16 protein-coding genes are annotated in these 11,604 nt (G+C 70.7%); 2 read left to right on the forward strand and 14 right to left on the reverse strand.

Annotation, left to right across the window (positions count from 1 at the left end; translation table 11 throughout):
* Positions 1-202: 202 nt before the first annotated feature.
* The 11 genes from QCD66_RS34655 to QCD66_RS34705 all read right to left on the reverse strand — a co-directional run bounded on the left by QCD66_RS34655 (position 203) and on the right by QCD66_RS34705 (position 8,826).
* Entirely contained in the window at positions 203-832 is a 630-nt protein-coding gene (locus QCD66_RS34655; protein WP_375734570.1) for an FMN reductase, read from the reverse strand.
* On the reverse strand, positions 829-1,926 hold the full coding sequence (locus tag QCD66_RS34660) for an LLM class flavin-dependent oxidoreductase (RefSeq protein WP_375734569.1): 1,098 nt from the start codon (positions 1,924-1,926) through the stop codon (positions 829-831). Before QCD66_RS34660 ends, QCD66_RS34655 begins: the two co-directional genes overlap by 4 nt.
* Before the next feature lie 133 nt (positions 1,927-2,059).
* Positions 2,060-2,797, reverse strand: coding sequence for an ABC transporter permease (locus QCD66_RS34665; protein ID WP_375734568.1), 738 nt, complete (start codon positions 2,795-2,797; stop codon positions 2,060-2,062).
* 10 nt (positions 2,798-2,807) lie between these two features.
* Entirely contained in the window at positions 2,808-3,764 is a 957-nt protein-coding gene (locus QCD66_RS34670; RefSeq protein WP_364216531.1) for an ABC transporter ATP-binding protein, read from the reverse strand.
* The gene (locus QCD66_RS34675) at positions 3,761-4,096 is read right to left on the reverse strand and encodes a transcriptional regulator (protein WP_357538721.1); all 336 of its coding nucleotides are present in this window, start codon (positions 4,094-4,096) and stop codon (positions 3,761-3,763) included. The genes QCD66_RS34670 and QCD66_RS34675 overlap by 4 nt, the downstream gene beginning before the upstream one ends.
* Positions 4,093-4,782: a transporter gene (locus tag QCD66_RS34680; RefSeq protein WP_364216525.1), complete on the reverse strand. Its 690-nt coding sequence runs from the start codon at positions 4,780-4,782 to the stop codon at positions 4,093-4,095. Before QCD66_RS34680 ends, QCD66_RS34675 begins: the two co-directional genes overlap by 4 nt.
* Before the next feature lie 27 nt (positions 4,783-4,809).
* The gene (locus QCD66_RS34685) at positions 4,810-5,211 is read right to left on the reverse strand and encodes a hypothetical protein (RefSeq protein WP_375734567.1); all 402 of its coding nucleotides are present in this window, start codon (positions 5,209-5,211) and stop codon (positions 4,810-4,812) included.
* Positions 5,212-5,255: 44 nt separating this feature from the next.
* On the reverse strand, positions 5,256-6,494 hold the full coding sequence (locus QCD66_RS34690; protein ID WP_375734566.1) for a hypothetical protein: 1,239 nt from the start codon (positions 6,492-6,494) through the stop codon (positions 5,256-5,258).
* Between the two features lie 157 nt (positions 6,495-6,651).
* Positions 6,652-6,813, reverse strand: coding sequence for a hypothetical protein (locus tag QCD66_RS34695; RefSeq protein ID WP_375734565.1), 162 nt, complete (start codon positions 6,811-6,813; stop codon positions 6,652-6,654).
* A 365-nt stretch (positions 6,814-7,178) separates the two neighbouring features.
* On the reverse strand, positions 7,179-7,583 hold the full coding sequence (locus tag QCD66_RS34700; RefSeq protein ID WP_375734564.1) for a VOC family protein: 405 nt from the start codon (positions 7,581-7,583) through the stop codon (positions 7,179-7,181).
* A gap of 154 nt (positions 7,584-7,737) precedes the next feature.
* Positions 7,738-8,826 (reverse strand): lytic polysaccharide monooxygenase, encoded by a 1,089-nt coding sequence (locus QCD66_RS34705; protein ID WP_407566935.1) that lies wholly within the window; start codon positions 8,824-8,826, stop codon positions 7,738-7,740.
* 229 nt (positions 8,827-9,055) lie between these two features.
* On the opposite strand from QCD66_RS34705, the gene QCD66_RS34710 reads away from it, so the two are divergent.
* Positions 9,056-9,514, forward strand: coding sequence for a hypothetical protein (locus tag QCD66_RS34710; protein ID WP_375734562.1), 459 nt, complete (start codon positions 9,056-9,058; stop codon positions 9,512-9,514).
* A complete protein-coding gene (locus QCD66_RS34715; RefSeq protein WP_364216494.1) occupies positions 9,501-9,920 on the forward strand; it encodes a metalloregulator ArsR/SmtB family transcription factor in 420 nt (139 codons plus the stop codon). The genes QCD66_RS34710 and QCD66_RS34715 overlap by 14 nt, the downstream gene beginning before the upstream one ends.
* On the opposite strand, the gene QCD66_RS34720 is transcribed toward QCD66_RS34715, so the two are convergent.
* The 3 genes from QCD66_RS34720 to QCD66_RS34730 all read right to left on the reverse strand — a co-directional run bounded on the left by QCD66_RS34720 (position 9,836) and on the right by QCD66_RS34730 (position 11,588).
* On the reverse strand, positions 9,836-10,885 hold the full coding sequence (locus QCD66_RS34720; RefSeq protein WP_375734561.1) for an aldo/keto reductase: 1,050 nt from the start codon (positions 10,883-10,885) through the stop codon (positions 9,836-9,838). The two genes, QCD66_RS34715 and QCD66_RS34720, sit on opposite strands and share 85 nt — an antisense overlap.
* Before the next feature lie 74 nt (positions 10,886-10,959).
* Positions 10,960-11,241: a hypothetical protein gene (locus tag QCD66_RS34725; RefSeq protein WP_407566936.1), complete on the reverse strand. Its 282-nt coding sequence runs from the start codon at positions 11,239-11,241 to the stop codon at positions 10,960-10,962.
* Between the two features lie 29 nt (positions 11,242-11,270).
* A complete protein-coding gene (locus tag QCD66_RS34730) occupies positions 11,271-11,588 on the reverse strand; it encodes a hypothetical protein (protein ID WP_375734559.1) in 318 nt (105 codons plus the stop codon).
* Positions 11,589-11,604 lie beyond the last annotated feature (16 nt).

Raw genomic sequence — 11,604 nt, forward strand, 5'->3', positions numbered from 1 at the left:
GCTCCTACCCAACCGGTCGTCCGGTTACTCGATACGGTGCGCTGCCCGAGGTACCCGGCAACGTTACCCACCGCATGGCGGGACGACCGGCTGCGTCACCTCGGCCGGCCCACCAGGAGCGATGGCGGGCCTCCCGGCAGCGACCGACCACCGGCCCGGGTGACCGGCGTCACATCGACGCCGGTCACCCATCGGCTCGTGGTCACCGGCCGCCGAGCAGTTGCTCGAACGGTGTCGGCTCGGCGAACGGGTCCACCTTCCGCGGCGCGTCCCGCCGTTCGAGCTGGACGGCGAGTTCGGCCGCCGCCCGGTCGACCCGGCCGGCCAGGGTGCCGGCGCCGCCCCTGGCGCCCCCGTCCGTACCGGCGCCGAAGTCCTCGGTGGCGGCGAAGACGCCGGTGGGAACGACGACGGCCCGCAGGTAGGTGAACAGCGGCCGCAGGGCGTGCTCCAGCGCCAGCGAGTGGCGGGCGGTGCCCCCGGTGGCCGCGATCAGCACCGGCATGCCGACCAGCGCCTCGGCGTCGAGCACGTCGAAGAACGACTTGAACAACCCGCTGTACGACGCGTTGAAGATCGGTGACACCGCGATCAGCCCGTCGGCGTGGACGACCGTGTCCAGCGCCCGCCCGAGGTCCGGGGACGGGAAGCCGGTCAGCATGTTGTCGACCAGGGCGTGGGCGTGGTCGCGCAGCTCGACGTGGCGCACGTCGAGCGACGTACCGGTCGGCAGCGCGCGCCCGGTGGCGGCGGCGAGCTGGTCGGCCAGCAGCCGGGTCGACGACGGCTGGCGCAGCCCGGCGGAGACCACGGCGAGGGTGCGGCCGCTCATCGCCCGGCTCCCGCCGCTGCCGCGACCCGGGCCGCCTTCAGCGAGGCGTGGGTGGGCGCGTCCGGCACGTGGGCCGGCCGCCGCGCGGCGAACTCCTTGCGCAGCACCGGTACGACCTCCTCACCGAGGATGTCCAACTGCTCCAGCACCGTCTTCAGCGGCAGCCCGGCGTGGTCCATCAGGAAGAGCTGGCGCTGGTAGTCGCCGACGTCCTCACGGAAGGTCAGGGTGCGGTCGATCACCTGCTGCGGGCTGCCGACGGTCAGCGGGGTCTGGGTCGAGAAGTCCTCCAGCGACGGCCCGTGGCCGTAGACGGGGGCGTTGTCGAAGTACGGCCGGAACTCCCGGACGGCGTCCTGCGAGTTCTTGCGCATGAACACCTGCCCGCCGAGGCCGACGATGGCCCGGTCGGCGGGGCCGTGCCCGTAGTGCTCGAACCGCCGGCGGTAGAGCTGCACCATCTGCTTCGTGTGCTCCATGGGCCAGAAGATGTTGTTGTGGAAGAAGCCGTCGCCGTAGTACGCGGCCTGCTCGGCGATCTCGGGGCTGCGGATCGAGCCGTGCCAGACGAACGGCGGCACCGCGTCGAGTGGCCTGGGCGTGGCCGTGAAGGACTGCAACGGGGTGCGGTGCCGGCCCTCCCAGTCGACGACATCCTCGCGCCACAGCTTGTGCAGCAGGGCGTAGTTCTCGATCGCCAGCGGGATGCCGGCCCGGATGTCCTTGCCGAACCACGGGTAGACCGGCCCGGTGTTGCCGCGCCCGAGCATCAGGTCGACGCGCCCGTCGGCGAGGTGCTGGAGCATCGCGTAGTCTTCGGCGATCTTGACCGGGTCGTTCGTGGTGATCAGCGTCGTGGCGGTGGACAGGATGATCCGCTCCGTACGCGCCGCGAGGTAGCCCAGCATCGTCGTGGGCGACGAGGGCACGAACGGCGGGTTGTGGTGCTCGCCGGTGGCGAAGACGTCGAGCCCCACCTCTTCGGCCTTGAGCGCGATCCTGACCATGGCCTTGATCCGCTCGTGCTCCGACGGCGTGCTGCCGTTGGTGGGGTCGGTGGTGACGTCTCCCACGGTGAAGATCCCGAACTGCATGTCGACTTCCCGCCTCAATCTCGTTCAAGTTTGAACTACCCGCTTGAACCTGACCTGGCGGCGGGCTATTCCCGCCCCCGGCGGTATAGCCGTAGTAGCCCGGGACACACCCTTGATCACGTGACCGGGCGGATCAACTGAAGCGGCGACCCTCGTCGCGGCGGTAACCCCACGCGGCCAGCGCCCCCATCGCCACCGTCCAGGCCACCAGCGCGATCATCGAGGTGGTGCTGACCGGGAAGTCGCCGACCGCGGCCCACATCAGCTCGACCGCGCCCCGGCTGGGCAGGTACGGCGCGATCGTCTCGATGAAGCCGGGCGCGTTTCCCGGTGCCGAGAGCAGACCACCGCCGAACGCCATCGGGAAGAACACGATCTGGGCGACAGCGAGCGCCGCCTTGCTCGGCAGCCCGTACCCGATCGCGAGCCCCATCAGCGTGAACGGAACGGCGATCACCAGAATCGCGCCGAGCCCGGCCAGGAACCCGCCCACCGTGATCGTCGCCTCGGTGCCGATCGCCGCGATCAACACGACGGGGATCAGCGAGACGAACGTCATGACCAGGCCGGCGATGATCCGTCCGGCGAAGCGCGGGACCGGCCCGACCGGCAGGCTCCGGGTGTACGGGTCCCACGGATGCGCCCGGTCCTCGGCCACCCCGACGCCGTACTGGAAGAGGTTGCTGACCATGACCGCGAAGGTGACCATCGACGCGGTGGCGAAGGTGGCACCGACCGGATCGTCACCGGCGAACGGGACCACGAAGAAGAGCATCGACACGGCCGGGAAGAACGCGCTGCCGATCACCGCCACCGGGACCCGGACGGTCTCCAGGAGCTGGTAGCGGGCATGCACGAGAGTGAGTGACACGACGGTCTCCTTATCGGTCGGCGCCGGCCACGGCGTGCTTCGGCCCGGCCCCGGCGGGTCCGCCGTCGGCCTCGCCCGGCACACCACCGTCGACTGCCGGGCCGCCGTCACCGGTGAGGGCCAGGAACGCCTCCTCCAGCGACGTCGGGCGGACCTCCAGGTCGCTGAAGTCGACCCCGCCGGTGACCAGCGCCCGGACGACGGCGTCGGAATCGGCGGTCAGGACATGGGTACGGCCGTCGACGTGCTTCACACCGACCACGCCCGGCAGCGGCGGCAGCTCGCCGACGGTCAGGCTGACCCGCCGTACGCCGACCATGCCCCGGACGGCGGCGACGGTGTCGTCGGCGAGCACCCGACCGCCGCCGAGCACCACGACCCGCTGCGCCAGTTCCTCGATCTCCTCCAGGTAGTGGCTGCTCAGCAGCACGGCGCCGCCCTCGACGTGGAAGGAGCGGATGCCGTCCCACAGCGCGCGCCGGGCCTGTACGTCGAGACCGGTCGTCGGTTCGTCGAGCAGCACGACACGCGGGCGGCCGACGAAGGCCAGCGCCACCGCGAGCCGCCGTTTCTGGCCGCCGGACAGCCCACCGGTCTGCCGCTTGGCGAGTTCGGTGAGGCCGAACCGGTCGAGCAGTTCGTCGCGGCGGATCGGATCGGGATAGTGGGCGGCCACGAAGTCGACGACCTCGCGTACCCGCAGGGTCGGTGGCAGTCCGGTCTCCTGCGGGGTGACGCCGAGATGGCGCCGGCTGGCCGGGTCGCGTGGATCTCCGCCGCAGAGTTCGACGCGGCCACCGGTGGGCCGGCGAAGCCCGGTCAGCAGGTTGATCAACGTGCTCTTGCCGGCGCCGTTCGGGCCGAGCAGGCCGACCAGTTCGCCGGCGTGGATCTCCATGGACACCCGATCGAGGGCCCGCACCGTCTGGTACCGCCGGCTCACCTCGACCGCTCTGGCCAGGGTCATACTTCCTCCCGCTGCTGGTCGTGGCGGTTCGTCGGGTCGATCAGGGCGCGTACGGCCGCCGTGTACTCGTCGAAGGCCAACCGGCCGCGCCGGCTGAGGCAGATCAGGGTCGTCGGCGTACGCCCGTGGTGGGTCTTGGTGACGTCGACGTAGCCGGCGTCCTCGAGCTTGCGCAGGTGCACGGAGAGGTTGCCGGCGGTCATCACGAGGATGTCCTGGAGCCTGGGAAAGGCGACCCGGTCGCCGTCCGGCAGGGTGGACAGCGCGGCCACGACCCGGAGCCGGGCCTGGGCGTGGATGACCGGGTCGAGTTCGGGCAGGGGACCGCTCACCCGGATGCTCCCACGCCGTCCGGTTCGTGACCGCGGGTGGCGCGGACGGCCGCGCGGTGCAGGAGCCAGCCGGTGACGAGCATCCCGCCGCCGCCGGCCAGCGCCGTGACCAGGGAGTGCCAGCCCGGCCCGGCGACCACCCCGACGATGTTGCTGCCCGAGATCCAGGCCCCGAGCACGAAAAGGTTGCGGTCCAGCCACACCGCCCCACCCGCGAGGTAGAGGACGCCGGTGAGCGCGACGGGCGCCGCCGACCAGGCCAGCGTCCTCAGGTCCGGAGGCAGGGCCGGGGTGACCCGGGCGAGGGTGGCGAAGAGACCGGCGAACCCGACGAACCAGGCGTAGCCGTACCACGCGCCACGCCGGGCGGATTCGCCGGAGATCTGGCTGTAGGTGCGGGAACTGGTCACGGCGGTGAACACGGTGACCGCGATCATGGCCACGGCCAGCACCGCCAGCGGCAGCCAGTCGGGCATGGCGACGAAGGTCCGCCCGCCCGGGCCGTATCGGAGGAAGAACAGCCCAAAGACGATCAGCCAGGCCAGCCCCCACGGCCAGTGGTAGAGCCGGGGATCGGGGCTGAACCGGCGGATCGCCTCGGCCCGCTGGCGCTCGATCAGCCGCAGCGCCGCCACCGGGTCGGGTGGCGGCGCGTCGCGCAAGTCGTCGACAAACTCATCCCGCATGCAAACGACTTTAAACCACAAACTTGTTTACGGCGAATTCGGATCCAGCTCCAGTGCTGCGTAGACCGCCTTCCGCAGGGCGAGATACTGCTCCCGGACCCGCTCGCCGACCTGCGGTGGCCGCGCCATGACCCGAGGCTCCTGCACGGTTTCCGTGGCGAAGAACTGTTCGAGGGTCAGGTCCACCTCCAGCCCTGGGCCGAAACGGTTCCAGTGGTGATAGCCCTGCCGGGAGCCGTCGGGGTAGTGCACCTCCGCCGTCAGCAGATCGCCGCCGAGCAGGTCGTTCAGCACAAGAGCGGTGGAACCGCACTGACCACGGGCCGGATTCTCCGGCGACCAGTTGGCGGCGTCGGCCGGGTCACAGGACTCCACCGACCACGACGCTCGGACGACACGTTCGATCTCTTCGAGGGTTCGCGCAGGCATGGGCCGCATGCTGCCAGCCACCACCGACAGCCCGGCCGGACCGCTCAGCCGTACGACTGGTCGACCACCCGTACGTCGGCCAGCTCACCGGTCGGCGCCCACACCTCGTACACGCCCCGCTCGAAGCACTGGGCACCGAGCCTCGCCACCGCGTCCGCGTCCGGCCGGCAGAGCCGGACCCGGGTCCACTGCTCCTCACGCAGCAACACCAGGACCACGGCACCACGCCAGGTCGCGTACGTCGTACGCCGGGCCAGGCTCTCCACCGCGTATCGGGCCGCCCGGGTCATCGCCAGCACCCGGAACTCGTCGGGCGGGTCGGCGACCGCCTCGTGCTCGTGCCCCTGGTAGGTGCCCACCAGCCTGGTCGACCGAACCGCCTCGCCGGTCGAGACGTACTCCTGGTCGGGCGACACCCCCGGAATCGCCGCCAGCAGGTGCCGCCAGCGCGAGCCGACCATCCGCAGCCAACCCCGCTGCTCCGGCTGGTAGCTGAAGAGCGTCACCTCGGCCCCGTCCGGGGTGTAGGCGAGCAGGGTGGCGTTGGCCGTGAGCGGCAGGTCGGCGAAGTCCGCGGTGACGTACTCCGGAATCAGGTGCCGGCCACTCGGCGCGAAGCCGGTGCCGGACATCGGCGGCCCGACCCGGTCCCGGGGCGGCATCCCGACCAGGCCGGGATGGACCGGCACCGCGTAGTCGCCGGGGCCGATCGCCCGCCACCGCAGCACGTACGCCGCCTCGGTCTGGTCGGTCGCCCCGCCGCCGTCGGTGCGCAGCAACGCCAGGTCGGTCGGAGTGCGCAGGTGCGCCACGTCGTACTCGCGGTAGCAGAAGCCGTGCGGCTGCCAGCCGCGCAGATAGCCGGCGAGCTGACTCTCCGAAAGCACCTTGATCATCCGGGTGCCCCGCCGGATCGTCGCCGAGCGCCGGATGGCGGCCAGCAACAGGTCGTCCCGGTGGCTCGCCAACTGGCTGCGGCGGTGCACCTCCTCCCACCCCACCGCCCGGCTGACCGGCATCGTCAGCGGAAACTCCCGGTCGCCGGCCCGCGCCGTCGGTAGCGCCCCCTGGACGTCGACGATCTCCGAAGCGTGCACGAAGCGATGGAAGGGGTAAGGTGCGTCGGGCCGGTGATCGGCGAGGAACCCGCTCTGCGGCGCAGTGCTGAACAGTTCGTAGGCCGCGCCGTGGGCGATCTCCTCCGCCGGGTGGACCCGGCCGTCGAAGGTAACCCGCAGGCCGGCCGGCGGCGAGGTCGCCGGGTCACGGGTCGCGGAGGTCACCGGCTCACCGTCCACCCGCCAGGTGCCAATCCGGTGAACATTCGCTTGACCTGCGCATACGTTCCGGTATCGACAGGAGCGAGGACCACCGAAAACGGACTGGACCGCCCGCCGGCCCGAAGGCCGGCGGACGGTCCAGTTATCTGGTAGCCGTGGTTCAGCCGAGGGCCGAGGCCAGCTCCCCGGCGAGGGCGAGCCGGGCCAGCTCGCCCTTCAGCGCCAGCTGCGCGGCCTCGCCCTTGAACGCCAGCTGCGCGGCCTCGCCCTTGAACGCCAGCTGGGTGGCCTCGCCCCGGTTGATCAGCTCGCCAACGGTCATGGTGACTCCTTCGCTCGATCCTCCCGGATGGGCCGGGATGGCCGGCCTGCCCGGTCATTGGAGGGAATCTAAACATGTTGATCACGCGCGGTGGTACGCCGAATCACACTGCGTCTGATTGGACTTACCGCTTGAGATCGGCTGCTAACAAGGCATCATCGGCCAGATCCCGATATGAGCTGCAAACGATCACTGGGCCGGCAGCGGGACGGATTGGCCGCCCCTCGACATCGGGACTTCCCGGTATGTTGCGGACGTGGCGGATCTTCCCGGTGGCGCGTACGAGCATGTGGTCACCCACGAACTCGCGGCACGACTGTCGAAGTTGGACGCCGACCTGGTTCGGCGGGAGGCGCTCGATCCGGTCACGACGGCGGGACGGTCACCATCCAGAGATGGCCGTCCGGGTCGGCGAACGAACCGGTGTAGCCCCACGGCTGCGACTGGGGTGCGGTGACGATCCGCGCGCCCGCCTCCCGCGCCCGCTCGACGAAGTTGTCGGCCTCGGCCCGCGTTTCGAGGTCCACGCCGACGATGCACTCAATCTGTCCGGGGACCGCGACCTGATTGTCTCCGATCACCCAGCCGAAGCCGCCGGTCGGGATGAGCATGATCCGCAGCCCCTCGTTGAGGGTGAACTGCAACGGCTCCGGAAATCCGTCTTCGGCTATCTCACCGAAGGGTTCCAGACCGAGCCCGTCGCGGTAGAACCGGTATGAGACGCCGCGATCTGCGATCGGCAGGCTGACGACGACGGGCGAGAACTTCACCGTGGAACCCCCGATCAGCCGGCATGACAGCCCTGATCGTATCCGGGTAGCCGGGGGTCCGTGGTGATCGGCCGTGATCGTCTGCTGCTCTGCTGTTGCGGTACGGCGTGTCGACCGGCTGAACAGCAGACGATCACTAGTGCCGCTGGATCGATCAGGTGGTGGCGGTGCAGGTCAGGGTCGGTACGGACCCGGGAGTGCCGGAGCCGAGAAGACCAAACGTCGCACTCGCCCCCGCTCCGAGGCTGCCGTTGTAGGCGACGTTCCGGGCTGTCACCGAGGAGCCGGTGACCGTGAGGTCGGCGTTCCACGACGAGGCGACCTGCTGGCCGGACGGCAGGGTCCAGCCCACGGTCCAGCCGCGGATCGGGCCGTTCCCGGCGGTCACCTGGACCTCGGCCTGGAATCCACCTGCCCACTGGGAGACCACCCGGTAGCTGGCGGCGCAGGCGCCGGCCGGCGGCTGGGTCGGCGGCGGGGTCGTCGCCGGCGGAGTGGTGGGCGGGGCGGTGGTGGGCGGTGGGGTGGTCGGGTCCGGGTCGCCGGTGCCACCGAAGGTGACGTCACTGCACAGGTAGTACGACTGGTCCATGTGGCTGGCCTGCCAGATGGTGTAGACGATGTGCCGGCCGGTGCGGCCGGGTGCGCTGGCGGCGACCTGGATCGAGACGCCGGTGGCCTCCTGGGTCCACTGCGACGCCGGGGTGTTGCCGATCTGGCCGACGAGTTCCAGGTTGCCCCAGCCGAGTGGCTGGGTCAGCGGGTTGAAGCCCTGCTTGGTGACGTACACCCGGATGTAGTCGGCGCCGTGCGAGGCGTGGTCGAGCAGGCGTACCCGGAAGTTGTTGGCGATCGGGCTGGTGCGCCACGCGCCGACGGTGTCCAGGGCGTTGTAGCGCGGGCTCTGGGTGCGTCCGCCGCTGCAGAGCTGCCCGTCGGGGACGGCGGCCTGGTGGTTGCCGCCGGCTCCGTCGCGGTAGAGGCCGTTCCAGTTCCACATGGCGTTCGGGTCGGCCTGCCAGGCCTGCCAGCACATCGGGTCCTCGGTGGCCATGCGGGGGTTCTGGAAGTCGCTGCCCCAGCGTTGCCAGCAGCCGTAGTTACGGGACGCGGGATCGACGATGGATCCGTGGGCGGAGGCGGAGTTGGCGAGCGCGGTGACGAGCAGCAGTACGGCGGTCACGGCGACCGCGAGGCCGCCCCAGGCGAGTCGTGAGGTTCGCGAGCGGATGAGAGTGGACATCGAAGCCCCTTTTCTCTGCGGAAGGTACGACGACGGTCGCTGGCGCGCCGAGCTGCCCCTGCTCCGCGCCAGCCGCGTGGCTCCCGCGGCGGCTCCACCCTGAGACTTGCACATTAAATCGAGATAGGTCAATAGCTGGCATCTCCGACAACTGCAACCATCAGGTTGCGACGCGCTCAGATCTGTGCAACCCTGCGGTTGCGCGAACAACGGATGCGGAGGCAGGCGTATGACCGACGAACTCGACCGGATCGAACGGCAGATCGACATCGACGCCCCGGCGACCCGGGTGTGGAACCTGATCGCGGAGCCGGGGTGGTACATCAACGAGAACAGGATCGTCGAGCACCGGATCGAGCGCTCCGGCGATCTCGACATCGTGCACGACCCCGTCCACGGTGCGTTCGCCATCTGTACGGTCGCCCTCGACGAGCCCCGGTACGCCGCCTTCCGGTGGCTCGCCGACCCGGACCGGCCGGACGCCCCGTCCACCCTCGTCGAGTTCTGGATCGAGGAGACGTCACCGGACTCCGTCGTGCTGAAGGTCGCCGAGAGCGGCTTCGCGACGTTGCCCGGCGACGAGCGGGAACGGCGTACGCGCCTGGAGGAGAACCGGCAGGGCTGGGTCACCGAGTTGGGCCTGGCGAAGCGTCACCTCGAAGGTCTGGCCGCCGGTGTCGACGGCTGACCCGGCGCTCGCCCCGGTCTTCGCCGCGCTGGCCGACGAGACCCGGTGGGCGATCCTCGTCCGGCTCGGCGAGGGGCCGGCATCCGCGTCGGCCCTCGCCGTCGAGTTTCCGGTCTCGCGGCAGGCGATCGTCAAGCACCTCGCCGTACTCCAGGGAACCGGACTCGTCCGCGCCGAGCGGGTGGGACGGGAGGTCCGGTTCGCCGCGGTCGGGTCCCGGCTGAGCGCGCTCGGCCGGGACCTGGAGCGGATCGCGTCCGGCTGGGACCGCCGGCTGGCCCGGATCAAGGCGATGGCGGAAGCGGCCGAGGAGCCAGCCGGTCAGCCCGCGGAGCGCTCCGCCAGCGGACGGCGACGCCGTACGGCGTCGGACAGTGCCGGCGGCCGCCAGGCGCCGTCCGGCTGATAGAGGTTGGTGCCCGGCGGAACGATGGCGTCGATCCGGTCGAGGGTCGCGTCGTCCAGGGTGAGCGAGGCGCCGTCGAGCAGCCCGTCGAGCTGCGCCATGGTCCGCGGACCGATGATCACCGAGGTGACGGCGGGGTGTGCGACGGTGAAGGCGACGGCCAGTTCGGGCAGTGTGCGGCCGAGGCCGCCCGCCAGTTCGGCAAGCTGCTCGACGGCGTCGAGCTTGACGACGTTCTCCGGGATCGCGGGGTCGAACCGGGCCGGGTTGAGCGCGGCCCGGCCGCTGGTCAGATCGACCGGCTGCCCCTTGCGGTGGCGGCCGGACAGGAAGCCGGAGGCGAGCGGGCTCCAGACCAGCACGCCCATCCCGTACCGCTGGCAGACCGGGAGCACCGACGATTCGATTCCCCGGGCGAGGATCGAGTACGGCGGCTGCTCGGTCCGGAACCGACCGAGGGCGCGACGCTCGGCGACGTGGTGTGCCTCGACGATCTCCTCGGCGGGGAAGGTCGAGCAGCCGAAGGCGCGGATCTTGCCCTGCCGGACCAGGTCGCCCAGCACGCCGAGCGTCTCCTCGATGTCGGTGGTGTGGTCGGGGCGGTGCACCTGGTAGAGGTCGATCCAGTCGGTCTGGAGGCGACGGAGGCTGTCCTCGACCGCCCTGGTGATCCAGCGCCGTGAGTTCCCGCTGCGGTTGCGCCCCTCGCCCATCTGGAAGTGCACCTTGGTGGCGAGTACGACGTCGTCGCGCCGGCCCCGCAGCGCCTTGCCGACGATCTGTTCGGATTCGCCCGCCGAGTACATGTCGGCGGTGTCGACGAAGTTGATGCCCCGGTCGAGGGCGGCGTGCACGATGCGGGCGCACTCGTCGTGGTCGGGGTTGCCGACGTAGCCGAACATCATGGTGCCGAGGCAGTGGACGCTCACCTCGATGCCGGTGCCGCCGAGTACGCGGTAACGCATGACCTGCTCCCAGGGAAGTCGTCGGGCCTGTGACGAGTCACCGTAGGAGTTCGAGCGCGCTCGAGGTCAAGAAGTCAGCAGAACCAGCCGTCCTGGACCCAGCCGCGCCGGTTGATGTGGCCGTATGCGAACCCGTAGACGTAGCCGGCGCTGCGCGGGCCCTCGACGAGGAAGGTCTGTCCACGGTGGAGCGTACCCATCCAGGCGCCGATCGGCTGGGTTCGGACGAACAGCGTCTCGGCACAGACGGTCTCGCGTACGCCGATGCGGCCGTTCGCGGCCTGCGCGGCGGTCGGGGTGACAACGAGGGTGGCGGCGACCAGCGCCGCCACGGCCGTCGCACGGGCGATCCGCATGCGTCCCTCCTTCCGGCCCGCGGTGCGGCTCACCACGAGTCGTATCCGCCGATGCATTCGATGCGCACGAAGCCCCAGTCGTTGGGGCCGAAGTCGAAGGTGGCCGCCCAGCCGTTGTAGACCGGATGCGCGCCGGGGGTGTGGCCGACCTTGTTCCCGTACGTCAGGACCCGCTTGAGGCGGTGCGGGCCGGCCGCGGAGTCGTAGTTCTCGTAGAAGCTGGCGGTCTGGCAGACGATGACCGCGTGCCGGGGAACCACCGGGTTCGCGGTCGCGGCGGGTGCTCCGGCGACGGTCAGCCCGAGGGCCGCCGCGCCACCGACGATGATCTGCGCCGTCCGTCGCATTGTCGCCTCCGCTCGC

Origin of the sequence: Polymorphospora sp. A560, from assembly GCF_045781765.1 — a bacterium.
Classification (GTDB): domain Bacteria; phylum Actinomycetota; class Actinomycetes; order Mycobacteriales; family Micromonosporaceae; genus Polymorphospora; species Polymorphospora lycopeni.